The 24,856-nt window shown below is 72.5% G+C and carries 21 protein-coding genes; 14 read left to right on the top strand and 7 right to left on the bottom strand.

What is annotated here, in order from left to right:
• Nucleotides 1–5: 5 nt before the first annotated feature.
• A complete protein-coding gene (locus tag IEZ08_RS39600) occupies nucleotides 6–2,576 on the bottom strand; it encodes a helicase C-terminal domain-containing protein (RefSeq protein WP_229803198.1) in 2,571 nt (856 codons plus the stop codon).
• A 130-nt stretch (nucleotides 2,577–2,706) separates the two neighbouring features.
• Here IEZ08_RS39600 and IEZ08_RS17100 point away from each other — a divergent pair, with 130 nt between their 5' ends.
• The gene (locus IEZ08_RS17100) at nucleotides 2,707–3,750 is read left to right on the top strand and encodes a hypothetical protein (RefSeq protein WP_189242465.1); all 1,044 of its coding nucleotides are present in this window, start codon (nucleotides 2,707–2,709) and stop codon (nucleotides 3,748–3,750) included.
• 7 nt (nucleotides 3,751–3,757) lie between these two features.
• Here IEZ08_RS17100 and IEZ08_RS17095 read toward each other — a convergent pair whose 3' ends face one another.
• Nucleotides 3,758–4,387 (bottom strand): TetR/AcrR family transcriptional regulator, encoded by a 630-nt coding sequence (locus IEZ08_RS17095; RefSeq protein ID WP_068927726.1) that lies wholly within the window; start codon nucleotides 4,385–4,387, stop codon nucleotides 3,758–3,760.
• A gap of 281 nt (nucleotides 4,388–4,668) precedes the next feature.
• Between IEZ08_RS17095 and IEZ08_RS17090 the strand changes: the two genes are divergently transcribed.
• Both IEZ08_RS17090 and IEZ08_RS17085 read left to right on the top strand, forming a co-directional pair.
• Nucleotides 4,669–5,286: an HAD family hydrolase gene (locus IEZ08_RS17090; RefSeq protein WP_141704285.1), complete on the top strand. Its 618-nt coding sequence runs from the start codon at nucleotides 4,669–4,671 to the stop codon at nucleotides 5,284–5,286.
• Between the two features lie 112 nt (nucleotides 5,287–5,398).
• Entirely contained in the window at nucleotides 5,399–5,797 is a 399-nt protein-coding gene (locus tag IEZ08_RS17085; RefSeq protein ID WP_068927721.1) for a cold-shock protein, read from the top strand.
• A gap of 103 nt (nucleotides 5,798–5,900) precedes the next feature.
• Here IEZ08_RS17085 and IEZ08_RS17080 read toward each other — a convergent pair whose 3' ends face one another.
• Entirely contained in the window at nucleotides 5,901–7,622 is a 1,722-nt protein-coding gene (locus IEZ08_RS17080; protein WP_229803196.1) for an MFS transporter, read from the bottom strand.
• A 202-nt stretch (nucleotides 7,623–7,824) separates the two neighbouring features.
• Between IEZ08_RS17080 and IEZ08_RS17075 the strand changes: the two genes are divergently transcribed.
• From IEZ08_RS17075 to IEZ08_RS17060, 4 genes are all read left to right on the top strand, one after another.
• Nucleotides 7,825–8,640 (top strand): DUF3027 domain-containing protein, encoded by an 816-nt coding sequence (locus tag IEZ08_RS17075; RefSeq protein ID WP_068927717.1) that lies wholly within the window; start codon nucleotides 7,825–7,827, stop codon nucleotides 8,638–8,640.
• 155 nt (nucleotides 8,641–8,795) lie between these two features.
• On the top strand, nucleotides 8,796–11,984 hold the full coding sequence (locus IEZ08_RS17070; RefSeq protein WP_189242463.1) for a sacsin N-terminal ATP-binding-like domain-containing protein: 3,189 nt from the start codon (nucleotides 8,796–8,798) through the stop codon (nucleotides 11,982–11,984).
• Nucleotides 11,985–12,271: 287 nt separating this feature from the next.
• Complete coding sequence (locus IEZ08_RS17065; RefSeq protein ID WP_189242462.1) at nucleotides 12,272–13,090, top strand: VOC family protein; 819 nt, start codon at nucleotides 12,272–12,274, stop codon at nucleotides 13,088–13,090.
• Between the two features lie 270 nt (nucleotides 13,091–13,360).
• A complete protein-coding gene (locus IEZ08_RS17060) occupies nucleotides 13,361–14,002 on the top strand; it encodes a hypothetical protein (RefSeq protein ID WP_189242461.1) in 642 nt (213 codons plus the stop codon).
• Between the two features lie 269 nt (nucleotides 14,003–14,271).
• Here the strand turns inward: IEZ08_RS17060 and IEZ08_RS39595 are convergent, their stop codons facing one another.
• Nucleotides 14,272–14,628, bottom strand: coding sequence for a DUF2530 domain-containing protein (locus IEZ08_RS39595; protein ID WP_229803194.1), 357 nt, complete (start codon nucleotides 14,626–14,628; stop codon nucleotides 14,272–14,274).
• 222 nt (nucleotides 14,629–14,850) lie between these two features.
• On the opposite strand from IEZ08_RS39595, the gene IEZ08_RS17050 reads away from it, so the two are divergent.
• Entirely contained in the window at nucleotides 14,851–16,242 is a 1,392-nt protein-coding gene (locus IEZ08_RS17050; RefSeq protein WP_268249339.1) for an NCS2 family permease, read from the top strand.
• Between the two features lie 154 nt (nucleotides 16,243–16,396).
• Nucleotides 16,397–16,747, top strand: coding sequence for a divalent-cation tolerance protein CutA (gene cutA / locus IEZ08_RS17045; RefSeq protein ID WP_203863391.1), 351 nt, complete (start codon nucleotides 16,397–16,399; stop codon nucleotides 16,745–16,747).
• Nucleotides 16,748–16,792: 45 nt separating this feature from the next.
• Here the strand turns inward: cutA and IEZ08_RS17040 are convergent, their stop codons facing one another.
• Together IEZ08_RS17040 and IEZ08_RS17035 are read right to left on the bottom strand one after the other, a co-directional pair.
• Nucleotides 16,793–17,815 carry a cobalamin B12-binding domain-containing protein gene (locus IEZ08_RS17040; RefSeq protein ID WP_068927696.1) on the bottom strand — a complete coding sequence of 341 codons (1,023 nt, stop codon included), beginning with the start codon at nucleotides 17,813–17,815 and terminating at the stop codon, nucleotides 16,793–16,795.
• Nucleotides 17,812–19,314, bottom strand: coding sequence for a PP2C family protein-serine/threonine phosphatase (locus IEZ08_RS17035; RefSeq protein WP_068927694.1), 1,503 nt, complete (start codon nucleotides 19,312–19,314; stop codon nucleotides 17,812–17,814). Before IEZ08_RS17035 ends, IEZ08_RS17040 begins: the two co-directional genes overlap by 4 nt.
• 238 nt (nucleotides 19,315–19,552) lie before the next feature.
• Between IEZ08_RS17035 and IEZ08_RS17030 the strand changes: the two genes are divergently transcribed.
• The 5 genes from IEZ08_RS17030 (at nucleotide 19,553) to thpR (ending at nucleotide 23,619) form a co-directional block, all read left to right on the top strand.
• On the top strand, nucleotides 19,553–20,167 hold the full coding sequence (locus IEZ08_RS17030; protein ID WP_068927692.1) for a hypothetical protein: 615 nt from the start codon (nucleotides 19,553–19,555) through the stop codon (nucleotides 20,165–20,167).
• A 193-nt stretch (nucleotides 20,168–20,360) separates the two neighbouring features.
• Nucleotides 20,361–20,822, top strand: coding sequence for a hypothetical protein (locus IEZ08_RS17025; RefSeq protein WP_068927690.1), 462 nt, complete (start codon nucleotides 20,361–20,363; stop codon nucleotides 20,820–20,822).
• A gap of 181 nt (nucleotides 20,823–21,003) precedes the next feature.
• Nucleotides 21,004–21,459 carry a MarR family winged helix-turn-helix transcriptional regulator gene (locus IEZ08_RS17020; RefSeq protein ID WP_068927688.1) on the top strand — a complete coding sequence of 152 codons (456 nt, stop codon included), beginning with the start codon at nucleotides 21,004–21,006 and terminating at the stop codon, nucleotides 21,457–21,459.
• Nucleotides 21,366–23,048: an MFS transporter gene (locus IEZ08_RS17015; protein ID WP_229803192.1), complete on the top strand. Its 1,683-nt coding sequence runs from the start codon at nucleotides 21,366–21,368 to the stop codon at nucleotides 23,046–23,048. Before IEZ08_RS17020 ends, IEZ08_RS17015 begins: the two co-directional genes overlap by 94 nt.
• Nucleotides 23,002–23,619, top strand: coding sequence for an RNA 2',3'-cyclic phosphodiesterase (thpR, locus tag IEZ08_RS17010; protein WP_068927686.1), 618 nt, complete (start codon nucleotides 23,002–23,004; stop codon nucleotides 23,617–23,619). The genes IEZ08_RS17015 and thpR overlap by 47 nt, the downstream gene beginning before the upstream one ends.
• A gap of 208 nt (nucleotides 23,620–23,827) precedes the next feature.
• Here thpR and IEZ08_RS17005 read toward each other — a convergent pair whose 3' ends face one another.
• Nucleotides 23,828–24,796: an aldo/keto reductase gene (locus tag IEZ08_RS17005; protein ID WP_068927684.1), complete on the bottom strand. Its 969-nt coding sequence runs from the start codon at nucleotides 24,794–24,796 to the stop codon at nucleotides 23,828–23,830.
• Nucleotides 24,797–24,856: the final 60 nt, after the last annotated feature.

Raw genomic sequence — 24,856 nt, 5'->3', positions numbered from 1 at the left:
GGGGGCTACGCCTGGAGCTCGGAGACTCCGGTGATGCGGTGCAGGGCGAAGCGGTGCACCGCGGCCCGCGTCTCGTCGTAGGCCGTCAGGTAGCCGCCCTCCATGCGGGCGGGTTCGAGGATGCGGCTGGTGGCGTTGCCCTGGGAGTCGAGGTAGCCGATCCAGACCTGGGACCCCTGCCGGATGGCCTCGCGCAGAGCGGTGATCGTGGCGCTCGCCGGGGAACGGGGCACCTGGCCCGCGGGTGCGTCCACCGGCCTGCGCCGGGCCTGGTGGGCGGCGTCTCCGGCGCGTACGGCGCGCACCGCCGCCGCGATCACGTCGGCGTCCGGGCCGGTGAACGTCACCGGGCCCCGCGGCTGCGGCGGGCCCTCGGTCCTGCGGACGTCGAGCTGAGTGATGATCACGTCGCCGTCCAGGGACTCGGCCACCGGGGCGTATCCCATCGCGCGCAGCGAGTCGACCAGGGTGGCCCGGGAGGTCTTGGACGCGATCACCGTGGGGGCCAGGCGGCGCAGCCGGAGCGGGGCCGACCGCCGGTCGGCCATGACCTCGTCGAGCACCGACGGGTCGTCGCAGCGCACGTAGGCGCTGGCCGTGCCGATCCGCATGCGGCCGTGGCGCCGGGCCACGTCGGCGACCAGGTAACCGAGCGGCTGCGGGACCGGGGTCGTCGAGTGCCGCTCCAGCATGGCCAGCATCTCGTCGGCGCCCTGCCCGGCGTCCAGCGCCCGCCGGATCGACCTCTCGCAGAACCGGTAGACCGTCGCGCCGCCGGTGGACTCGACATCGGCGGCCAGCGCCAGCCAGCGGCTCAGCTCACCGGTGAGCGGACCCGGGGCGACGGCGGTCAGGTCGGCCTGGAGCAGCACGTGGTCGAGCGGCTCGGGCAGCAGCGGCGCCAGCAGTTCGGCCGCGGAGGCCGTACGGCTGCCGCCCTCGCCACCCGGTGCGGCGGGCAGCAGGGCGCGTCCGTGACCGGAGAGGGCGCCGAGGCCGGTGATCCCGATCTGCTCGGCCTCGCGCAGCGTGAACTCCATCAGCCGGTCGCGGTGGGCGCCGCGGCGGCGGGGCTGCTCCCAGGCCAGGCGCTCGCGGATCGCCTCCGGAGTCGGGGCCGGGACGGTCGTCCTCGCGCCGGCGGCTCCGGCCGGGACGATCGCCCCGGCCGTCTTCCGGGCCCCTCGGCCACGGGCCGCGCGCGTCTCCTGGGCTTCGTGAGCCGCTGTCTCCGCTGTGGCTGTCTCCGCGGCCGCCGCCAGCAGGTTCAGCGTGGTCACGCGGACCTCCGGCGCGGCCGGGTGCCGCAGGTCGGGGTGGAGGGCGCTGCGCAGCCGGTCGCGCTCGTCCCGCTCGCCGATCATGCCCGGCACCCGGTCCATGGTGAGCCAGGCGGTGGCCAGCGCGACCCACCGGTCCTCGGTGGTGCGCACCTTCCAGGCGTCGTAACCGGGGGTCGGCAACCACTCGCCGTCGACCGCGCCGCCCGCCGCCACCAGCCCCGCCGCGTGCGCCACCTCGACGATCAGACCGGCCACCCACTCGGGCAGGTCGAGCAGGGCGGCGACGCGCTTCAGGTCGCGTACGGCCAGGCCGCCGCCGCGGAGGACGCCGGGCGGGTCGGCGCTCCACCGCTCGCACAGCTCCTCCACCGCGCGCGTGAACGCGAACGCCTGACCGGCCGCGGTCAGGTCGACCCGCGCGCGGTCCCGCTCGACGCCGCCGAGCGGCGGCGGGACCGGCGACAGGTCGCGGTGGATCCGGCCGCCACGCAGGAACAGTCCGACCTCGCGGGGCAGGACGACGGACTCCTCGCCGGTCGCGCCCAGCAGCGCGCGGGCCAGGAGCTGCTCGATCGGCGACTGGGCGGCGGCCAGCCGGACCTCCCGGCGCGCGTTGGGCACCCGGCCCCCGGCCGGACCCCAGGCCAGCTCGTCGAGGGCGGCACGCGCCTGCGGCGAGACCTCGCCCAGCAGCCGGGTCAGGGTCTCCCGGTCGGCCAGCAGCGCGGCGAGCTCCTCCCTGGAGTCGCCGGTGCCGCCGAGGTCCTCGATCAGCTCGGCCAGCCGTTCCCGGTGGTGGTGGCGGAAGACCTCCGCCGCGGGTGGTCCCAGGCCCGCGGGGGCGTCCAGCACCTCCCGCACGCCCGGCGCGGGGGCCAGGGCCTCGTCGGGACCGTAGACCAGCGCCAGGGTCCGCAGCCGGTCGAGCGTCTCCCGGAACCTGGCCTCGAACACCGAGGCCGCGGTGATCGGGGTCGCTGTCGCCGCTGCCGTCGTGTCCGTCGTCGCCGTGTCCGCTGCGCCCGGTGCCTCCGGCAACGCCCGGGCCACCTGGTCGCGGAGCGGCGCGCAGGCGATCGGCGAGGGCAGCACGGCGATCGTCTCCACGACCGCGAAGGTGAACCGGTCGAGCCGGTCGAGCACCCGGCCGATCGCCGACGGGCTGCTCGCCCGCCCGGCCAGCCCCTCGACGTGGGCGGGGACCGGAGTGATGAGCTCGGGACGCAGGGCGACGAGCTCCCGTAGCTGCTCGTCGCTCCGGGCGCGCAGCCACTCCGCGAAGTCCGTGCTCATTCCGTCAATGGTAAGACGCCGTACCGACAGTGTGCCGCCGGGGGAATGCCGGGAAGCGTGGCGGTCGTCCGATCGGCGGGGAATCAGGGAAGGGGTCGCGGGCGGGGGAACGCTGAGGGAGGATGACGGCGTGATCGAGCGTGCCGACCAGCTCGTCCTGGAGTACGTCAGCAAGGTGGCCGACGCCGCTCACGGTGTGCTGCGCCAGGACCAGCGGCTCGACTTCATCCGGAGGCTGCGCGAGCGGATCGACGCCGAGCGGAGGGGGCTGGAGAGTCCCGCCGCCGTCAGGAAGGTGCTCGCCGTGTTCGGTGACCCGGAGGCCCTGGTGGCGCGCGAGGTCAGGCGCCTGCAGGAGGCCCGGGCCCCGAAGGAGGAGGACTCGCCGACCCTCATGGCCGCCGCGGAGGCGGTCACCCGCGAGCTGCCCCCGGTGCGGTCGAAACCTCCGCGTACGAGCCCCGCGAGCCCCGCGAGCCCCGCGAGTTCCGTGGGGCCCGCGAGCTCCGCGGGGCCGGGTACCGGGCGGCTGCCGCGAGGGATGCCGCCGGGAGTGGCACGGTTCACGGAAGAGGCGAGGAGGAAACTGGCCGAGCGGGAGGCCGGAGGCCGGCGCCCGGATCCGGGAGAGCGCGGGCCGGAGGGAACGGGCGTCCGGGGAGTCCGGCGAGGCCGGAGAAGTCTGAGGAGAGGCCGGGACGCCCGAGGGGGCGGGCGGGCGTTCGGCGCCGGAGAGGACGGACGGGAGGACTTCGGGGCCGGGGAGAGCCGGCGGGGGAGGTCCGGCACGGGGTCGATTCCGGCGGCGCGCCCGCGCGAGGTGGCAGGGATCGCCGTGCTCGTCCTGGCGGCCCTCCTCGTCCCGGTTCCCCTGGCGCCGGTCGCGATCTTCCCGATTCCGTTCCTGGTGTGGGCGGTCGGGACGGCGGTCGTGCTGTCCTGCTCGGGCTGGGAGGTCGGGGACAAGGTGCTCAGCGCGGCGGCCCCGGTGCTCGTCTACGCCATCGGCGGCGCGGCGGTGGCGATCGCCCGGGCGGAGGGCGATCTCGATCGGATGATCAGCGGTTTCCACGACGTGAGCGGGTCCATGTTCGTCCTCGGCACGGCGGTGGGTGCGCTCTGGCTGGCCTATCGCCTGGTCAACCCGCCCGCCCCGTTCACCGGGAGGCCGTAGCGACGGCTCAGCCGACCGCCTGCACCGCAGGGTGGGGCTGGGGCAGCAGGCCCAGCGCGAGCCGTACCCACGAGGCCACGAAACGCTCGCGCTCCGCGCGGCCCGGAGGCTCGCCCACCGTCTCCTGGAACAGGCGGTAGTGGACCACCGCGCCTCCCAGCACGGCGCCGATCGCGGGCCAGTCGACGTCGGCCCCGGCGTACTCGGGCTGCGCGCGGAACCAGGTGGTGATCGCGTCGAACATGGGCTGCAGCAACCCCTCACGCACGATCGCCACCAGCTCGGGGAACTGGCTCAGGTCACGGAAGAAGACGCGCGTCAGCTCGCTCTCCTCGCGGACCTTGGCCAGTCCCGCCCTGCACAGGTGCGCCAGGCGGGTTTCGACGTCGAGGGTGGCGTCGACGGTGCCCATCTCGTTCAGGGTCTCGGCGATCTGTGCACGGGTCCGGGTGGCGTGCTCGTTCATCGCCGCGGCCAGCACCTCGTACTTGGACTTGAAGTGCCGGTAGAGCCCGCCCGCGCCGGGCGAGAGCCCCGAGGCGGCCTCGATCTCGGCCACCGAGGTCGCCGAGTATCCCCGCTCGGCGAACAGCCGCAGGGCTTCGTCGATGATCCGCTCACGCGTCGATCTGGTCATTTCCGCTCCGACACCTCCATCACGACCTTATCCAGTACGGAACCCGCCGGGACGCGGTTCCCCCCTTCATCACCTGTGGTGATGGCAACTTTCCCGGCCGGTAAGTAATTCCTTTCCGAAGGGTTCCACAGCGGTGTCGTCGCGTACAGCACCTCTGCGGGGCCGTGGTGGGGCGGGAAGCGATACCACGGCTCATGTCGCGGACCAGGGGAGACCGGTGCCACAACATAGGAAATAAGTGTGATTACCCAGTTATGTTGGCGTTTGACATGCTGCGAGGTATGCAATCTGTGGGGTTCGACCTCGATATGACGCTCGCGGACACTCGCGCCGGGATCGCCGCCGTCTACGACGAGCTGGCGCTGCGCATGGGAGTGACCATCGACAGCGCCGCCGTGGTGGCCCGGCTCGGACCGCCGCTGGAGTGGGAACTGGCCAACTGGTTTCCCGCGGCCGAGATCCCCGAGGCCGTCACGGTCTTCAGGTCGCTGTACCCCTCGCTCGCCGTACCCGCCACCAGCCTCATGGCCGGCGCACGTGAGGCCGTCGACGCGGTACGGCAGGCCGGCGGCAAGGTCATCGTGGTCACCGGGAAGAACCCCCGCGACGCCAAGAGCACGGTGGAGTTCCTCGGCCTGGACGTGGACGAGGTCGTCGGATCGGTTTTCGGCGCCGACAAAGGCCCGGCCCTCGCGACTTTCGGCGCGGCGGCTTATGTTGGAGATCACGTCGCCGATATCGAGGCGGCGCGGGCGGGAGGCACCGTCAGCGTGGCGGTGGCCACTGGTCTCTATCCGGCGGGAGAGTTGCGTGAGCACGGAGCGGACGTCGTGCTGGGCGATCTGACGCAGTTCGCCGGCTGGTTCGACGGGTGGCGGGCCCGGGCCGCACTCGTGTAGCCGGTGTCCACAAGACACTCCGGTCGGCGCCTGTTTACACGGTCGCCCTCAGCCTTCCTTGGGCATAACCTACTTCCATCCTTTTCACGACAGTCTGAACGAGGTCACCCCTGTGCCGAGTGGCAAGGTCAAGTGGTACGACGCCGACAAGGGTTTCGGCTTCCTCACCCGCGACGACGGCGGTGAGGTCTTCGTGCATTCATCTGCGCTCCCCGGCGGCGTGGATGCTCTCAAGCCGGGTCAGAAGGTCGAGTTCGGCGTGGCGGAGGGGCGCCGCGGACAGCAGGCGCTCTCGGTCCGCGTGATCGACCAGCCCCCGACCCTCGCAAAGACCGCCAAGCCGAAGGGCAAGCGCAAGAAGCCCGACGAGATGGTCGTCATCGTGGAAGACCTGATCAAGCTTCTGGACACGATCTCCATGTCCTACCAGAAGGGCAAGCACCCCGAGACCGTGCACGCCAAGAAGATCGCCACGGTCCTCCGGGCCGTGGCCGACGACCTGGACGGCTGACCGCCCCACTCCGCACCAGGCTCCGGAGGAGACCCCGGCGGGCTCCGGCGGGGCCCTCGACCGGCGTGTCCGGGGGAAGCCTCGGCGGGCTCCGGCGGGGCCCTCAGCCGTGCGGGTTGGTCAGCGGCTTGGTCCGCTTCTCGGTGGGGGGATCGCCGCGCCGTACGACGGTGGTGGTCCCTCCCGGCCGGTCCCCCGGGACCGGCGGCCGATGGCCCTGCCGCGACCCCGGCCCCTGCCGCGGCCCGGGTTCCTTCCTCGGCCCGACCTCCTCCGTCGGACCGTCCTCCTCCAGCAGGTCGTCGTCCTCCTCCGGCAGGCCGGCCTGCTGCGCGGGGCCGGGCTTCTGCGCCGGGCCGGGGGCACGCCTCGCGGATCGCGCGGCCTCCACCCTGGCGTCCACGCTCTGAACGCGCCGGCGGCGCCGTACCAGCAGCCAGACGAGAGAGCCCGCCAGCACCACGGCCATCACCGTGAGCCCGGCGGGACCGTCGGCGAACAGCGACAGCAGCAGCCCGACCAGCCCGCCGACCACCCAGGCGATCTGCAGGAACGCCTCGACCACACCGAACGTGGACGAGCGCACCTCCTCGCCGATCTCGCGCTGCACGATCGCGTCCAGCGCGAGCTTGCCCAGCCCCTGCGCGAACGCCGCCACCAGCGCGACGGCCACAGCGGTCCACAATCCGAACACCACGGCCGCCACCACCGTGGCCGCCATCGCCAGCGCGAGCGTGATCAGCACGATGATCTGCGGCGAGTGACTTCGGACCCAGGAGGCCACGCCCGCCCCGGCGAGGCCGCCCGCTCCCGCGGCGACGGCCAGCACGCCGATGGTGACCGTCGGGGCCAGACCGGGCAGCTTCTTCTCCTGCACCAGGAAGAGCAGGTAGAAGAGCATGAACCCGGAGTAGAAGCGGATGGCGACGTTGGCCTTCATCGACTCGGAGACCACCGGCCCCACGTTGAGCATGGTGCGCCAGCGGGCCGGCCGGTCGCCGCCCTCCTGGACCTCCTCCAGGTCGGGGGAGTCGACGTGGCGCGGGAGCCGTACCGCCAGCACCCCCTGGAACAGGAAGAGCAGCATCGCGGCGCGCAGCACCCACTCCGCCCCGAGCCAGGCGCTGATGCCCGCGCCGACGGGGATCGCCACCCCCGCCGAGACCAGCGCGAACAGCGCGACCCTGGCGTTGGCGGTGACCAGCGCGATGTCGGCGGGCAGCACGCTCGGCATGATCGCGGCACGCGAGACGTTGTAGGCCTTCGACAGCACCAGCACGGCCAGCGCCGCGGGGAAGATGGTGAACGCGTCCTCCGAGACGACCGCCGCCGCCATCGCGAAGCAGAGCAGGCCGCGGCCGAAGAGCGTGCCGGCCATGACGAAACGGCGGCCCGAGCGGAACCGGTCCAGGACCGGGCCGACGAACGGCGCGACCACCACGAAGGGGATCATCGTGATCAGCAGGTAGAGCGCGACCTGCCCGCGGGCCTCGTTCACCGGAAGCTTGAACAGCGTCCCCGCCAGCGCCGCGGTGACCAGCGCGTCACCCGCGCTGTGCGCGGCGGTCAGCTCGATCAGCTGTCCCAGGCCGGTACGGCCCGCGCCCTGGGCGTGGGTCAGCCGCCGCGCGGCCCGGCCGGCGCCGTGCGCCGCGTCGGCCACGCCCCGCCCCGCCCGTACGGACGCCTGCCCCGCGACCTTGCCCGCCCGCGCGGTCGCCCGCCCGGCCCGTACGGTCGCCCTGCCCGCTCCGGCGAGGGCGCGGCCGAGCCGGCGGGAGGCCTCTCCCGCAGTCCTCCGAGTCTGCTCCCAGCCATCTGCCACGCATCCAGTCTTACCCGAAGGACACATCCGACGCCCGATGTGCCCGGTTCTGTTATCCGGCTCCGACACCCGCCCCGGGATGTTGACCGGTAGCGGTGCTGTCCGCTCCGGGTATGGGCGAGAATGAAACCGTGAGCGAGCGCAGCGGGCGAGCCTACGGGCACAGCACCCTTCGGGTTACGAGAACGACGGGGGAGGAGTCGTGACCCGCACTCGATCTCGTGCCGTGGTTCTCGACCAGGCGTGCGCCGCCGCGGTCGATCTGGCCCGTTCCGCGGTCGAGGAGAACGTCAGGCCCGAGGAGATCGGCGAGCACCTCGGCGTCGAGGGCGAGGGCGACCGGGTCGTCACCCACTACTTCGCCTGCCTCGACCGCGCCTACCGGGGCTGGCGCTGGGCCGTCACCGTCACCCGCGCCGCCCGCGCGCGCAACGTCACGGTCAGCGAGGTCGTGCTGCTGCCCGGCACCGGCGCCCTGCTGGCGCCCCCGTGGGTGCCGTGGAGCGAGCGGCTGCGCCCGGGTGACCTCGGCGTGGGCGACCTGCTGCCCGCCACCGAGGACGACGTCCGGCTCGCCCCCGGTTTCACCGAGACGGACGACGAGAACGAGCGCCAGGTGATCTTCGAGTACGGCCTCGGCCGGGCCCGGGTGCTCTCTCCGCTCGGCCGCGACCTGGCGGTGCGGCGCTGGCACGCCGGCGAGCCCGGCCCGCACACCCCGATCGCGCACGCCGCCCCCGCGCAGTGCTCCACCTGCGGGTTCTACTGGCCGCTCGCGGGCGCGCTGCGCATCGGCTTCGGCGTCTGCGCCAACGAGTACGCCCCCGACGACGGCCGGGTGGTCGCCGCCGACCACGGCTGCGGCGCGCACTCCGAGGCCACGGTGGCGCCGCCCCAGGCCGAGCCGGCCGCCCCGATCCTCGACGACCACCTCTACGACCTGGAGGAGACCCCCGCCGCGGACCTCGCCGGTTCCGTGGACGACGACTCCTCCGACGAGCCGCTGGGCCATTCCTGACCCGACGCGCCCCCGGGCCGCTCCCGGCCCGACGCGCCCCGACCGGGCCGTCGCATCGCCGGGCCGTTTCTGTCCGTCGCTCCGGATAGGGTCATCGGGCCGCCGGACCGCCCCGGACCGGCGGCCCCGGGGCCCTGACCTTTGGATGCATCGCTGTGACTGACACCTTCGGCACCGACCGACTGCGCTCCGCCGTGCTCGCGGCCTGGACCGCCTCGCCCGCGCGCTTCCGCGAGGACGCCAACGCGGAGGAGGACTTCGCACTCGGCGGCTACCGCGACCGGCTGATCGTCGAACTCGCCCAGAACGCCGCCGACGCCGCCCTGCGGGCGGGGGTCCCCGGCCGCCTGCGGCTCTCGCTGCGCGAAGGGGTGCTGTCGGCGGCCAACACCGGCGCGCCGATCGACGCCGCCGGGATCGAGAGCCTGTCCACGCTGCGGGTCTCCGCCAAGCGGGGCGAGGCCGGGGCGACGGGCCGGTTCGGCGTCGGCTTCGCGGCCGTGGTGTCGGTCTGCGACGAGCCGGTGATCGGTTCACTCGGCTCCGGGGTGGTCCGCTGGTCCCGCGAGCAGACCGCCGCTCTGGTGGCCGCCGAGCCCGCGCTGGCCCGGGAGCTCGCCGAGCGCGGCGGGCACGTGCCCCTGCTGCGCCTGCCGTTCCCGGGCGGGCCGGTGGAGATCCCGCAGGGCTTCGACACGCTCGTCCGGCTCCCGCTCCGCGACGCGGCCGCCGTGGAGGCCGTCCGGACGATGCTCCGGGAGGCCGGTCCCGCGCTGCTGATCGGCATGCCCGCCCTGGAGTCGATCGAGATCGACGTGGACGGCGAGACCAGGACCATCGCCCCCGGCGGCTGGCGGGTCGTCTCGGCCTCCGGCCGGTTCACCCCGGAGCAGGTGGCCGAGCTGTTCGCCGACCGCCCGACCGAGGAACGCGCCCGCCCCCACTGGCTGATCCGCTGGGCCGTCCCCGTCTCCGACCGGCCCGCCTCCCCGGGCGGGGCCGGTCTTCTCGGCGGCGCCGGGCCAGCTTCCCCGGGCGGAGTGCGGAACGGCTCCGAGGCCGGGGCCGAGGACGGGACGCGGGGCGGCGAGCCGGGGCCGCTGCCGGGGAACGTGCCGCCCGTCGTGCACGCTCCGACCCCGAGCGACGAGCCGCTCGACCTGCCCGCCCTGCTGATCGCGTCCTTCCCGCTGGCCACCGACCGGCGGCACGTGGCGCTGGGCCCGCTCACCGACTTCCTGGTCGAGCGTGCCGCCGAGACCTACCTGGAGCTGCTCGCCGGGCTGCCCCGCACGCCGAAGCTGCTCGACCTCGTGCCCGGCCTGATGGGCCGGGGCGAGCTCGACGCCCGGATCCGCCGGGCCATCCTGCGCAGGCTCCCCGACACCCCGCTCCTGCCCGCCCTCTCCCTGCCCGCCGACGCCGAGTCCGCCGACGCCGAGCCCGCCGACGCGGGGAACACGAACCCGGTGGTGACCGGCCGGCAGGCGTCCGTGGTGGCGGCCCCGGGCGAGCTGCTGGAGAAGATCGCCCCCATGGTCCCCGGCCTGCTGCCCGCCGGATGGCCGTCCCGGCACCCCGCGATCACCACGCTCGGTGTGAAGCGGGTGGAGCTGGCCGACGTCGTGGACATGCTCGCCGGCGACCTCTCCGGCGGTGCGGGCGAGGACCGGGACCCGGCCTGGTGGCGCTCCCTGTACGAGGTGCTGCCCGGCGACGACCCCGAGGCACTCGGCGCGCTGCCGGTTCCGCTGGCGGACGGCCGCCTGGTGAGAGGGCCGCGCGGCACGCTCGTGCTGACCGAGCGCGGCTCCCTCGACCTGGGGGTGCTCGCCCCGCTCGGGCTCCGCGTGGTCCACCCCGACGCCGCCCATCCTCTGCTGCTCCGCCTCGGTGCCGCCGAGGCGACCCCCAGGACCGTGCTGGAGGACCCGCTCACCCGGGCGGCCGTCTCCGAGTCGCTGGAGAGCGCCGATCCCGAGCCGGTGGCCCAGGCCGTACTGGCCCTGGTCGACGCCGCGGGGCTGACCGCGGGTGAGGCACCGTGGCTGGCGGACCTGGCGTTGCGCGGCACCGACGGCGAGCTCTACCCGGCGGGGGAGCTGCTGCTGGCCGACGGCTCGCTGGCCGGGCTGCTGGACCCCGAGACCCACTTCGGCACGGCCGCGCCCGACCTGGTGGAGCGGTACGGCTCGCGGGTGCTGGCGGCGGCCGGCGTGCTCGACGGCTTCGCCGTGGTCAACGACAGCGACGTCATGCTCGACCCGGACGAGTGCGACCACGACCTGGACCGCGAGGACGAATGGGTCGAGCACGTGCTCGACCTGCTGCCCGAGCTGGACGTGCCCCCGGTGGCCAGGGAGTTCTCCGCCGTCCGCGATCTGGAGTACATCGCCGACTGGCCCTCCGCCCTGGCCCTGCTCTCCCGCCCGCCGCTCCGCTCGGTCCTGCACCCGCTGCGCGTCCTGGCCGCGGGGGAGGTCGTGGAGGTCCCGTCCTACACCGCGTGGTGGTTGTCCACCCATCCGGTCCTCGGCGGGAAGCTCCCCACGGAGCTGCGTCTGCCGACCGGTGACCCGCTCCTGTTCGGCCTGTACGGCGACGCCCCGGCCGCCGCGGACGAGGCCGCCCTGGCGATGATCGGCGTCCGGACCGCGCTTCCCGACCTGCTCGCCTCGCACGGCGGTCCCGACGAGCTCCTCGACCTGCTGGCCGACCCCTCGATCGAGGTGGACCGGGCTCAGCTCAGGGCCCTGTGGGTGGCTCTGGCCGCCGTCGACCCGGCCCGCGTCGCGCCCCCGAGGGCGGTCCGCGCGGTCCTCGACGGTGAGGTCGTCGTCGCCGACGCCGAGGACGGGCGTGCGATCCCCGGTGCTTCGGGGACAGGCTCCGGTACCGGCCCGGGCGAGCCGGTCGTGGTCGAGGCGCCCGACCTGCTGCCGCTGGTTGCGGACCGGCCGCTGGTCCTCGCCCCGTTCGATCTCGCCGAGGCCCTGTCGGAGCTGCTCGACCTGCCGTTGGCCGGGGAGGCGACGGCCGGGGAGGTGACGTCGTCGGGCGAGGTCCGCGAGGTCCCGCCCGCCGTGCGGTCACTGCTGCCGACCGCGCCCGCGACCTATGTGGAGCACGAGAAGCTCCTGGTGGACGGGGTGCCGGTCACCTGGCGCTTCGCCGAGGGCACGGTGCACGCCTCGGGCGTGGAGGGTCTGGCGCGGGGGCTCGCGTGGGCGGCGGGTCAGTGGGGCGACCGGCTCGCGGTCGCCGCGCTGCTGCGCGACCCGGCCGCGGTGCCGCTGCTGCTCGCCGAGGCCGACCTGGACAGCTGGATCGCCGCGACCTCCTGAGCGGCCGAGGATCGGAGGGGGTCCGCCGCGCTGCGTGGCGGAGCAGGCGGCGGATCGATCAGGAATCGAGAAGCGTGCGTCCCCGGGCCCTCCCTAGCGTTACCTGTATGAACATCACTTGTATGGACATCGCCATCCACACCGGCTTCCTGTGCGCCCTCCGCGACCCCGCGGGCGACGTGGTCCGCATCCGGGAACCGCGCTGAGCCTGCGGCCCTCCCCGCCTCCCACGCCGTATCGACCGCCCGCACAGCACCTCCGGATGCGCCGGGCGCAAGGAGCCACACATGCATCTCACGCTTGACGTCATCGCCCTCGGAGCGCCCGAGGTGCCCGCCGCGCGCGGGTTCTACGCCACCGTGTTCTCGCCCGCTGTCACCGACGGCGGTGACGGCGGTGACGGCGGTGACGGCGGTGACTCTGTGGGCCTCGACCTGCACGGCACCGCGCAGTTCGAGCTGTCGGTGACCGACAGGATCGCCGCGGACGCCGGCGCCGACCCGGCGACCTCAGGCTTTCGCGGCTACCTGTTGACCTCCACCTTCGACCAGCCCACCGAGGTCACGACCCTGATGGACGCCGCCGCCCGCAGCGGTGCACAGGTGCTCAAACCCGCCAAGAAGGCCCTGTTCGGCTCGTTCTCCGGGGTGTTCCGCGCACCGGACGGCGCCCTGTGGAAGCTGGCGGCGGCCACCGGCAAGGACACCGGCCCCGCGGCGCAGAGCCCGCGGCCGACCGAGACCACGGTCATCCTTGGCGTCGCCGCACCGAAGGCGTCCGCGACTTTCTACCGAGCCCTGGGCATGACGGTCGACCGGGACTACGGCAGCAAGTACATCGACTTCCACCCCGCCAAGGCGGCAGCCAGGCTCTGCCTGATGGAACGCGGTGTGCTGGCCCGGGATGCGGGCACCGGCAAAGCCGGCGACGGCTTCCCCGCGATGGTCCTCACCCACACCGCCGCCTCCCGCGACGACGTCGACGCCCTCCTGACGGCCGCGGCCGCGGCCGGCGGCCATGTCACTGCCGCCGCGCAGACCCCCGGGGGTGACTACTGCGGCCACTTCACCGACCCGGACGGCTTCTGGTGGAAAGTGACGCACTGAACCCCGCCCGCTGTCAGCATCATGATCACAAAAACCCGGCACAGGGAGCATGACGTCGATGAGCACCGCATCGAAAGGCGGTGAGCTGACACCACGCCGGGCGCTGACCGGCCCCTCCCGAAGGACCGGCCCCGCGGGATCAGAAGGAAACGACGCCCTGTGAGCCGGCGCGATGGGCATGAGGCCCCGGCCCCTGTCCCGGTGACGCGCGCCTTGTTACCGTGAATGCGGTCGTTGTCACTCCAGGTCGCCGGGAATCCGGAGGTTGTGATGTCCGGCAAGCGAATCTCCATCGACGATCTCCTGGCGAACCAGGAGCAGCCCCAGGGCATCCGGGCGACGATCGAGGCCGTCGCGGATCAGCCCGGCAAGGTAAAGGTCACCCCGTACCTGCCGGGCGGAGGGTGCCAGTGCGCGGTGTCGGTGGTGTTGCCCAAGGAGGCGATCGAATCACTCACCACGACAGACGAGGATCACTGGTGCTGCGGCAAGCGCCTGTCGGTGGTGCAGGTGAACTTTGCGGATCCGACCCTGGCCGATGTCGTCAGGCAGTTCACCGACCCGAGCAGGCAGCGGGCAACCGGTTCCCTTCCGGGGCCGGACAGCAGGGAGTGGGCGCTTCGCGCGGTCCCCGTCGCGGACGACTACGCACCCCGTGTGTACCTGGACACCCGCACGGCAGCCACCGGCATGTACATCGACTACGCGACGGGTGCGCCCATCGACGTACGGGGATCCTCTCCCGGCGGGGTCTCCTCCTCGTGCGCCAGCAAGAGGGCGACCTGCCTTGTCCGGTGCAGAGATCCACATGACCTGCAGTGCCTGTGCAACTGCGAGAAGGCGTACTTCGAATGCCAGCACCCCGGAGAGCACTATTGGATCGACTGCGCGCACGTCCATCCCCACAGGTGAGAGCCCGTCCGGCGATGCCCTCTTCGAGATCCGGGACACACCGGATGGAGGGACAGGGCCATCCGAGGCCATCCGTGGAGTGATTCCACCCACCCCGTGGCCGGCCCTGCCGATGGTCGCATTGCGGGCGCGAACGCGCTCGACGCATGAGACCGATACGGCATCGTGGAGCAGTTCACCGTCTGAGACTCCCCGGATCCGTTGTCACGGGTGCGGGTGGCGGGCCCGGTACGGGGCCGCCATTCCGCACCCGTGGCGCTCGGCGGGATTCAGGACGCGGAACCGGCGGCGTCGGAGGCCGACGGCGCCGGGGGAGCGGGCGGGCCCGCCGTCGCGGGCTTGATCGGCTCCTCCCGGGAGGACGGGATCGCCGTGGCGGGTTCGATCGGCTCCTCCCGGGCGGGCGGGGGCGAGCCGCGGCGGTCGCGCCGCCTGACGTACCAGAGGCCGAAGACTCCGAGACCGATGCCCGACAGGCACGTCCAGATCCACCAGCGGTCCTCCGGGTCCGGCTGGAGGATCAGGAGCACGACCAGGGCGACCGCCCACAGGGCCATGCCCGCGAGGATCGTCGCCGTATCGTTGGTCTTCAGCGGCTGGAGATCCTGACGGTGAGGCTGGTTCACACGATCCAGGGTAGGCGACGGAACCTCACTACTCGCAAAACGGACGGTGTGAGGGCGCGGATCGGTTGCGATCCGATCACCATTCGTGACGCGGGTCTTCCGGCATAAGAATCTCCCTGTCACCCTGCGTCCGTGAGTGACACTAAAGCATCCCGGATACCCGAAAAATCCCGAATAAGCTTCCTTGACCGTTTCTTCCATATCTCCGAACGTGGCTCCAGCGTGGGGCAGGAGGTCCGCGGCGGCTTCGCGACCTTCTTCACGATGGCCTACATCGTGGTGCTCAACCCCCTGATCATCGCCACCGCCCCGGACGCCCAGGGCCAGTTCATCGGGGACGGCACCACCCCGAACGTGCCCCTGGTCGCCGCCGGCACCGCCTTCGTGGCCGGTGTGCTCAGCATCCTGATGGGTGTCATCGGGAAGGTTCCGTTCGCCATGGCGGCGGGGCTGGGACTCAACGCCTTCGTCACCTTCGGCATCGCCACCCAGATGTCGTGGGAGTCGGCCATGGGCCTGGTCTTCCTGGAGGGCGTCATCATCGCCCTGCTGGTGCTGACCGGATTCCGTACGGCCGTGTTCAACGCCATCCCGGCCCCGCTCAAGACCGCGATCAGCGTCGGCATCGGCCTGTTCATCGCGCTGATCGGCTTCGTGGACGCCGGTTTCGTCCGCAAGGCGCCCGCCGTACCGCTCGAACTCGGCATCGGCGGCAACCTGACCAGCTGGCCGATCTTCGTGTTCGTGGTCGGCCTGCTGCTGATCGCCCTGCTGGTGGCCCGCAGAGTGAAGGGCGCCATCCTGATCGGCATCGTCGCCACCACGATCCTCGCGATCATCGTCGAGGCCGTCGCCCAGGTCGGCGGCTCCGGGACGCCCGACGAGCCCAACGCGGCCGGCTGGCGGCTCGTCGTGCCCACGTGGCCCGAGGAGATCTTCGGATTCACCAACCCGCTGGTGCTGTTCCGGGAGTTCGACCCGTTCGGCGCGTTCGCCTCCGTCTCCGCCGTCATCGCCCTGCTGCTCATCTTCACCCTGCTCATCACCGACTTCTTCGACACGATGGGCACGATCGTCGGCGTCGGCGGACAGGCGGGCCTGGTCAGGGAGGACGGAACCCTTCCCCGCACCCGCGAGATCCTGCTCGTGGACTCGATCGGCGCGGCGGCCGGCGGCGCCGGCTCGGTCTCCTCCAACACCACCTACATCGAGTCGGCCGCGGGTGTCGGCGAGGGCGCGCGCACCGGCCTGGCCAGCGTGGTCACCGGAGTGCTGTTCCTGCTGGCCATCTTCGTCTCGCCGCTGGTCGGCATCGTCCCCCACGAGGCCGCCGCCCCGGCGTTGGTCGTGGTGGGCTTCCTGATGATGACCTCGGTCCGTGACATCGACTTCACCGACTACGAGATCGCCATCCCGGCGTTCCTGACGATCGTGCTGATGCCCTTCAGCTACTCCATCGCCAACGGAATCGGCGCCGGGTTCATCACCTTCGTGCTGATCAAGCTGGTCAAGGGCAAGGCCCGTGAGGTCCACCCGCTGATGTGGGTGGTCGCGGCCCTGTTCGTCGTCTACTTCGCCCTCGGTCCGATCAAGGCCCTGCTCGGCCTGGGCTGAGAACCGGAGGCCGTCGTGGTGACCGGCGTGAGCGGCCACCACGACGGCCTTTGGGCGGCATGGATGCGCTGCCGCTCATGTCCGATCGGCGCCCGCGTCCCGGAACGGAGGGCGCGTGGTTAGGGTGGTGCCGTCTCGACGATCTTCGGATGCCGTGAAGGATCAGGCCATGACGACGTATCTGCAGGTCCAGACGGCGGTGAAGGGTTATCGGAACGGGACGAAGCTGGCATGGAGCATTACCGGGGCACGGCTCGCCGCCTGTGTGCGGATCGTGGGCCCGGTCCAGTCGGTGCGCTGGGAGGAAGGGAGGGTCAGGCAGGTGGAGGAGTGGCAGCTCCTCATCCAGACGACGGCCGAGGCCTTCCCCGCTCTGGAAGCGCACATCACGGCGAATCACCCGTATGACACCCCGGAGATCATCGCGACACCGATCGTCACGGGAAGCGCCGGGTATCTGTCCTGGATCGGGAGGAAGACGAAGCGGATCGACACTTCGTCATAGAGCGATCCTCCGGATACTCCGCTCCGCCGGACCGGCGAGTGGCGGTTACGCCGGGCAGGTGAGAGCGGCGGCGGCCTCGGAGAGGAAGCGGCGGGCGCGGGGGAATTCACGCAGTTCGCCGGCGAAGACGTCCAGCGCCGCCCGTACGGCTCCGGCCGGCACCCCGCGCGCCCGCAGCACCCCGGCCGTCCAGGTGACGAAGTCGGTGAACAGCGTGCTGTCGTCGACGTACAGCGCCGCGGCGAGGAAGTCGGCGTAGTGGGCGAGGTCCTCGGCGGTGGCCTCCAACTGCCGGACGTCGTAGGAGGCCATCGGCGGATAGGCGGCGCCCAGCGCCCGCATCACCCGGGCCAGCAGGTCTCCGCGCCGGCCGGCCAGAGAGGTGTACTCCTCGTCGGCGAGGTGCTTCATGACCGGTGGCTGCGGCGGGAACGAGGGCAGTCCCCGGTCGAGGCGGTCGGCGGCCGGGCGGGCGCTGGGCGCCCACGCGTCGGCACCCAGCAGGAAGGCGCGGTGGCCGCCGGGGCCGAAGCCGCGCCCGCCGGCCAGGACCGGCACGCCGACGGACCGGCAGGCGGTGAGCGTGGCGTGGGCGCGGGGCAGACGGGTGGGCAGGGTGCAACTGAGCGCGACCGCCTCGGGGCCGGTCTGGTGGAGGTAGGTGATCAGGTGGGCGTCCGGGACGCTGGCCCCCAGGAAGTCGACCTGCCAGCCGCGCAGTCGCAGGACCTCGGCCAGCAGCCGGGCGGGCAGCGCGTGGTACTCGCCGTCCGGGCAGGTCACGATGATCCGCTCCCGGGTGGGCCGGGGTCGCGCGTGCGCGGCGACGGCGGCGACGACCCGGTCGCTGACGGCGGTGGCCGCGTGCTCACGGGCCACCGACCACTCGTCGGCGGCCCACAGTTCACCGACGCGTGCCTGGGCGGGGGCGACGAGGTCCAGCAGGACGGCCTCGGCGGGGACGCCGCGGCCCAGGAGCTCGAGGGCCAGGTCGATGGCGCCGTACTCGTCGGCCAGACCGGCCAGCTTCAGGTAGCGGTCGATCACGGTCTCGGAGATGGGGGTCACCGCGTCCTCGCCTGGATGACCAGTAGTGCCCGGTCGTCGTGGGTCCCGCCGCGGTCGGCCAGCCACTCGGTGCTGAGCTGCTCCAGCCGCTCCACCACCGCCCGGGCCGGCATGCCGGCGCAGGTGGCCAGGGCGGCCTGGAGCCGGTGCTCGCCGTACATCTCCCCGCCGGTGGGGCCGCCGAACGCCTCGGTGATGCCGTCGCTGTAGAGCAGGCACAGTTCGCCGGGGGCCAGTTCGACGCCGCTGGAGGCCACGGTGACGTCGTCGAACACGCCGAGCAGGGTTCCGAGGGCGGAGCTCTCCTCCACGGTGCCGTCGCGGCGCAGGATCAGCGGCGGCGGGTGGCCCGCGGAGGTCAGGCCGACCCGCAGGCGCCCGGCGGCGGGGCGGAGCTCCGCCAGCACCATGGTGGCGAAGGAGCGGGGCGGCGGGAAGCCGAGGAGGAAGCGGTTGAGCAGCTCGGCGAGCCGTTCGGGACGCCGCTCGACCAGCATGAGTGCTCGCAGGGAGTGGCGGATCTGTCCGGCCAGCACGGCGGCCGGGGCTCCCTTGCCGCACACGTCACCCAGGGCCACCAGCGCCGCGGCGCCGTCCTCGTCGATGGCGCCGTTGCGAGCGGCGCCGTCACCGGTGGCGCCGTCACCGGTGGCGCCGTCGCCGGTGGGAGCCGGGAGGTAGACGTCGTAGAAGTCCCCGCCGATCTGGGTGGCCTCCTGTGAGGCGCGCAGCGACCCGGCCAGCTCCGCCCCGTCCAGCTCGGGGAGGGGCGGCGGCAGCAGGCCGGTGATCAGCACCTGGTTGACGGAACTCTGTTCCCGGTAGAGCAGGGCCGCCGAGATCGCTGCGCCCGTCCGGGCCGCGAAGACACGTACCAGGGCCTCGGTCTCGTCTCCGAAAGCCGGGGCGCCGGGTCCGCGGGCCAGCAGCAGCGCCCCGGCGGCGACCCCGTTGCCGGGCAACGGGGTCACCAGCAGGTGTGCAGCGGGACCGTACCCCTCAGGCAGCAGCCACTCGGGCGCCTGGGCGGGAACCAGCCAGCGGCTGGGTACCGGCGGGAAGCCGGTCAGGGCCTCGGTCAGGCCGGGCACCTCGGCGGCGTCGGCCGCCGTGATCACGCCCTCGTGCGGCCGGGGCCGGCCATCCGCGGCGCGGCCCGCGGTGGAGTCCACGGCGTGGCCCGTGGCGCGCAGCCAGGTTGAGCGTCCGGTGACGTCGGGCGGCAGCACGACCAGCGCGGCGTCGGCCAGGAACGGCACGGCGAGATCGACGGCGGTGCGGGCGCAGCGGTGCAGGTTGAGCGAGGCCGACAGACGTGCCCCGACCTCCAGCAGGAACCGGGTCCGCTGCTGGTCGTCAAGGACGGAACGGTCGGAGAGCTTGCCCGCGGCGGAGGGATGACCGGGCTGCTCGTCCGGGGTGACGGGATGGTCAGGAGGGAGGAGGGGGCGGCCGACGGCGGAGTGGGCCGCATCGCCCGTCGCGCGCGTTCCTGACATACGGCGCCCTTCGGTTGATTTCTCCCCACCCTATCCGCTGCCTTCCACGCGGGGATCATTCTTGGGGAGTGCTGCCCCCCGGATGGGCTTTCGATCACTTCGAGGACGGTGATCTCCGTACGACTGCGGGGCCGGGACGCCGGTCGGTGGGGTGCTTCATTACGCATGTGAATGTTCTGCGCACACCGAGTGGCGAAGATTCAGCATCGCTGGAAAGCCCTCCTCCTGAGGTGGTGCCGTGGCCGGAGAACTGCATCCCGAGGTCCATGACTTCCGGAGCCCGGAGCAGTGGCGGTGGACGCTCCGCGAGGCCGGGGGCAAGTTCCTGACCGATCACGAGGTACGGCTCGGCGTCGGCGACCGGCGTTTCACGGCCTTCTGGCAGGCGGTGTTCGCCCAGGTGATGGCGGGGGAGGAGGGACAGGAGTTCGGGCCGCTGGTGGTGCGTGCCGGGCCGGCGGCGGTGCCGTACCTGCTGCGGCTGCGGGAGTGGGATCAGGCATGCGGGCTGCTGGAGCAGGTGCTGGTTCGGGACCGTTCGCAGGCGGTGGCCGGGGTGGTGGCACCGGGGCTGCGGCAGATCGCCGAGGCGGTGCGCGGCACCGACGCGGAGCCCGCGACGGTGTCGATCCTGGCCTGGGCGCTGGAGAGGGTCTGGGGGGCACCGGCCGATGTGGAAGATGAACGGGGACACGGGCAGCGCGCGATCGGCCTGCACCAGGATGCGCTGCGCTACGCCTACGCCGCACACGACGTGGCCGCCCTGGCGGTCCTCACCGACCCCGGCACCCTTCGGCGGACCTACGCCCAGATCGCCGAAGCAGTCACGACCGCCGCCCGGTCCTCGGACTGATCCCCGTTCCACCCGGGGCCGCTCACCGGGCCGCCCGCCGTACCGGCGCCGGTACAGGACGCACGTCGGTGGCGGGTGAGAGGGGCAGGCCGGCGTCCTGGGAGAAGGTCCGGCCGGGGTGGTCGAGGAGAGGCTGAAACGCCCGGGGCCTTCCGGACGTTTTCCCCGTAGAAGTCAACCCCTGGAGGGACGCATGGTCGGGAACCGGGTCATGGCGCTGTCGGACGACGAGGCCGTCGCGGCGCTGTGGATGGTCCTGGAGCAGCAGGGGGCGCCGCTCGACGTGGCGCAGCTCCGGGCCGACGAGGCGCGGGTCGCGGAGGCGGCGGGCAGGGACGACATCCGGGCGGAGATCGGGCCGGACGAGAAGGCCACGCCGGGGGACGCCTCCAGGGCCGCACTGCTGTATCTGGCCGAGAGCGACGCCGACACGGTCGCCCGGGCCGCCGAGATCGCCACGACCGACAGGGCCGAGCGGTTCGATCCGGCGCTCATCGGGGTCGGCGCACTGGTGATGATCGCGATCAGGACCGAGTTCAAGCTGGAGCGCGACCCAGAGAAGGGGTGGAGCTTCAAGGTCCATCACAAGCCGATGCGCGACTCCACGCTCGGCAGGCTCATCAGCAAGCTGATCGGCCTCTACCCTCAGCCCTGAGCCGGGCGCGGGCCTGTGCGGCGCCGGCCGGGAGTGAGGTCGATCTCACCCCCGGAGCCGCTGTCCGCGGGTTGGGGATCAGGAGTGTGTCTGGCACGCTGTACGGCTCGCGGGAATAAAAACTCGGTGGAGGGAATGTGACGCGGTTGGCTATCGTTAGCAAGAGTAATGAGTCTTGCAAATGAGTTCACCCAGGAAGGACCCCGTCGCGAACCTGCGCAGCGACGCCGGTCTGGCATCGGCGCTGCGCGTGTCACTGGCGCGTCTGACCAGGCGCCTGCGCAGGCAGGGCACGGGCCACTCGCTGACCCCCACCCAGGTCGCGACGCTCGTCGCCGTGGAACAGCATTCCGGGATAACCCCCGGCGAATTGGCCGAGCACGAGAAGGTGCAGCCGCCCTCGATGACGCGCGTGATCGCCGCGCTGGAAGAGCGGGGGCTGGTGTCGCGTACGCCGCACCCGACCGACCGGCGGCAGGTGACCGTGAGCGTGACCGCCGAGGGTTCGGCGCTGCTGAAGGAGGAGCGCCGCCGCAGGGAGGCGTGGTTGACGCAGCGGCTGAAGGAGCTGACACCCGAGGAGCGGGCGGTGCTCCGGCAGGCGGCTCCGATTCTGGAGAAGCTCAGCCGGATCTAGCCGAGCCTGAGGAACGCGGTGCCTCGGCCGCCCCCGCAGGGGCCGAGGCACGGGTTTCCGAATCGTCGGCCGTTCCCGAGCACACCGAGAGCGCCAAGAACGCCGAGCACACCGAGCACACCGAGAGTGCCGGGACGCGGATTTCCGAGCCCGCCGCCGTTCCTGAGAGCACCGAGAAGGCCGAGCGGCCCGCCGTACCCGGCCGGAAGCTGGGGCTGAAGGCGCGGCTGCGGCGGCGGAAGGTCGCGCGCGAGGCCGCCGCGCGGGAGGTGCAGGCCGCGGAGACCGGGACGGCCCAGGCCGTACCGGAGGCCCGGGGCGGGATGTTCCGCTCGCTGAGCAACTACAACTACCGGCTCTTCTCGATCGGCGGCGTGGTCTCCAACGTCGGCGGATGGATGCAGCGCACCGCCCAGGACCTGCTGGTGCTGAGCCTGACGGCCGGCAGCGCCACCGCGCTGGGCGTGACCACGGCGCTGCAGTTCCTGCCGATGGTGCTGTTCGGGCTCTGGGGCGGCATGCTCGCCGACCGCTACCCCAAGCGGAAGCTGCTCTTCGTCGCCCAGTCGCTCCTGGGCCTGCTCGCGCTCACCATGGGCGTGCTCACCGTCACCGGGGTCGTGCAGGTCTGGCACGTCTGGGTGATGGCCTTCGCGCTCGGCCTCATCGCCTGCGTCGAGGTGCCGACCCGGCAGGCGTTCGTGGTCGAGATGGTCGGCCGCAAGGACCTGCCCAACGCCATCGCGCTGAACGCCTCCAGCTTCAACCTGGCCCGCGTGGTCGGCCCGGCCGTCGCCGGTGTGCTGATCTCCGTGCTCGGCGGGACCGGTCCGATCTTCCTGGTCAACGCGGTCTCGTTCGTGGCCGTGCTCGGCGGTCTGGTGATGATGCGCGCCTCGGAGCTGACCACTCCCGAGCCGGTGCCCCGGGAGAAGGGACAGCTCCGCGAGGGCCTGCGCTACGTGCTGGAGCGGCAGGAACTGCTCATGCCGATCCTGCTGGTCGCCTTCGTCTCGCTGTGCACGCAGTCGTTCTCGATGTCGATAGCGCTGATGGCCAGTGAGGTCTTCGGCTCGGGCGCGGCCTCCTCCGCCGAGGGCGCGGCCTCCTTCGGCCTGGCCTCCAGCGTGTTCGCGGTGGGTGCGCTGGGCGGTGCGCTGATGGCGGCCCGGCGGGTCAAGCCCAGCCGGAAGCTGCTGATCGGCGGCGCGGTCTCGTTCGGCCTGTTCCAGATCGCCACCGGCCTGGCCCCGTGGTACCCGCTCTACCTGCTTCTGCTCGTCCCCACCGGGATCGCGCTGATCTCGGTCAACACCTCCGCCAACTCCAGTGTCCAGCTCGGGACCTCGCCGGAGATGCGCGGCCGGGTGATGGGCATCTACGTGTTGGTGTTCACCGGCGGCGCCCCGATCGGCGCGCCGCTGCTCGGCTGGATCGCGGACCTGGGGGGCCCGCGCGCGGGCGTGATGGTCGGCGGGGCGCTCACCCTGCTCGGCGTCGGCGCGGCGATAATGCTGAGCAAGGTGATCGGCAGGAGGTCGCATGCGGCTGTTCGTGGGGTTGCTGCCGCCGCGGCCGGTGCTCGATGAGCTCGCCCGCGCGCTCGGTCCGCACCGCGCGGCCTGGCCCCGGCTCCGCTGGATCGACCAGGAGAACTGGCATCTGACGCTGGCGTTCCTCGGTGAGGTGCCGGAGGAGGTCCTGCCCGGGCTGGAGACCCGGCTCGGGCGCGCCGCCTCCCGGTACGCGCCGATGACGCTGGCGTTCACCGGCGCGGGCGCGTTCCCCTCGGCCCGCCGGGCGCGCGTCTTCTGGTCCGGTCTGCGTGAGGGCGGAGGAGGGGGTTCCCGCGACGACGGTACGGGGACCCGCGGCCGGTCCCCGCTCGTCCGCCTGGCCGAGTCCCTGGCGGCCGGGGCCCGGCGGGCGGGAGCCGTACAGGTGGATGAGAGCAAGCGGTTCCGGCCGCACCTGACCCTGGCCAGGTCACGTGAGGAGACCGACGTGCGCGCCCTGGTCGGGGCCTTCGAGGGGTTCGCCGGGAGCCCGTGGGAGGCGGAGTCCGTCCATCTGGTGAGAAGCCACCTCGGGGCCGGGGTCCGCTACGAGCCCATCGCCGAATGGCCCCTCGGGGCGCGGACACCCCGTGGGCAGAGCTAGGCTCCAGGGCGTGGATCGTCCCCGTCAGTGGCTGCTGCCCACGGTGCTCGCGCTGCTCGTGCTCCTCGTGGTGATCGGCACTCTCATCTCCTGAGCCCTCCCGAGCCCCTCTCCCGGGCCCTGCTGAGCCTTCCCGGGCCTTCCTGAGCCCCCCTGAGCGCCCCGACCGCCGTCCCGCGGAGCCGCTTCCCGGCCGTCTGCCGGGCCCCTACCAGGCGTACTCCTCGGGAGCCGTCTTGAACCCCGGGAAGATCTCGTCCAGGCGGGCCAGCGCCTGCTCGTCCAGCGTGATGTCCAGGGACTTGACGTTCCCGTCGAGCTGGGCGAGCGTACGCGGGCCGATGATCGGCGCGGTGACGACCCTCTGGTGGAGCAGCCAGGCCAGGCCGACGTCGGCCGGGTCCGCGCCGAGCTCGTCGCAGAACGCCTCGTACTGCTCGATCTTGCTCCGGTGCTTCTCCAGCTCCCTGACGATGTTCTCCGAAGCCGAGCGGCCCTTGTCGATCTTCCGGAGGATGCCGCCGAGCAGGCCGCCCGCGAGCGGGCTCCACGGGATCAGGCCGAGTCCGTAGTCCTCGCAGACCGGGATGACCTCAAGCTCGGCGGGGCGCACGAGCAGGTTGTAGTGCGTCTGCTCGGAGACCAGGCCGACGGAGTTGCGGCGGCGGGCGGTCTCCTGCGCCTTGGCGATGTGCCAGCCCGCGAAGTTGGACGACCCGACGTACAGGATCTTGCCCTGCTGCTTCAGGATGTCCATGGCCTCCCAGAACTCCTCGAACGGGGTGTTCCGGTCGACGTGGTGGGCCTGGTAGAGGTCGATGTAGTCGGTCTGCATGCGCTTGAGCGACGCGTCGCAGGCGCGGCGGATGTTGAGCGCGGAAAGCCGGTCCTCGTTGGGCCAGTCGCCCATCCCGCCGTAGAGCTTCGTGGCGATGACCGTCTTCTCACGACGGCCGCCGCCCTGGGCGAACCAGCGCCCGATGATGTTCTCGGTGATCCCCTCACCCTTCTTCCAGCCGTAGACGTTGGCCGTGTCGAAGAAGTTGATCCCCAGCTCGTGGGCGTGGTCCATGATCGCGAAGGAGTCTTCCTGCGTGGTCGCGGGGCCGAAGTTCATGGTGCCCAGACAGAGGCGGCTGACCTTCAGGCCGGTACGGCCAAGCTGCGTATAGTCCATACGCTCCACCCTAGGCACCTGGAGTGCACTCCAGGCGAGCCCCGCTCCGAAGCGTCCGGA

Source organism: Planobispora rosea (assembly GCF_014648175.1).
GTDB classification, from domain to species: Bacteria; Actinomycetota; Actinomycetes; order Streptosporangiales; family Streptosporangiaceae; genus Planobispora; species Planobispora rosea.
This window is presented reverse-complemented; position numbering and strand designations above follow the sequence as displayed.

Bases quoted from the DNA above. Each gene is read 5' to 3' on its own strand.
- IEZ08_RS17005 (WP_068927684.1), bottom strand. From the start codon at position 24,796: ATGGACTATACGCAGCTTGGCCGTACCGGCCTGAAGGTCAGCCGCCTC.
- IEZ08_RS17025 (WP_068927690.1), top strand. From the start codon at position 20,361: ATGGTCGGGAACCGGGTCATGGCGCTGTCGGACGACGAGGCCGTCGCG.
- IEZ08_RS17095 (WP_068927726.1), bottom strand. From the start codon at position 4,387: ATGACCAGATCGACGCGTGAGCGGATCATCGACGAAGCCCTGCGGCTG.
- IEZ08_RS39600 (WP_229803198.1), bottom strand. From the start codon at position 2,576: ATGAGCACGGACTTCGCGGAGTGGCTGCGCGCCCGGAGCGACGAGCAG.
- IEZ08_RS17060 (WP_189242461.1), top strand. From the start codon at position 13,361: ATGTCCGGCAAGCGAATCTCCATCGACGATCTCCTGGCGAACCAGGAG.
- thpR (WP_068927686.1), top strand. From the start codon at position 23,002: ATGCGGCTGTTCGTGGGGTTGCTGCCGCCGCGGCCGGTGCTCGATGAG.
- IEZ08_RS17035 (WP_068927694.1), bottom strand. From the start codon at position 19,314: ATGTCAGGAACGCGCGCGACGGGCGATGCGGCCCACTCCGCCGTCGGC.
- IEZ08_RS17065 (WP_189242462.1), top strand. From the start codon at position 12,272: ATGCATCTCACGCTTGACGTCATCGCCCTCGGAGCGCCCGAGGTGCCC.
- IEZ08_RS17090 (WP_141704285.1), top strand. From the start codon at position 4,669: ATGCAATCTGTGGGGTTCGACCTCGATATGACGCTCGCGGACACTCGC.
- IEZ08_RS17020 (WP_068927688.1), top strand. From the start codon at position 21,004: ATGAGTTCACCCAGGAAGGACCCCGTCGCGAACCTGCGCAGCGACGCC.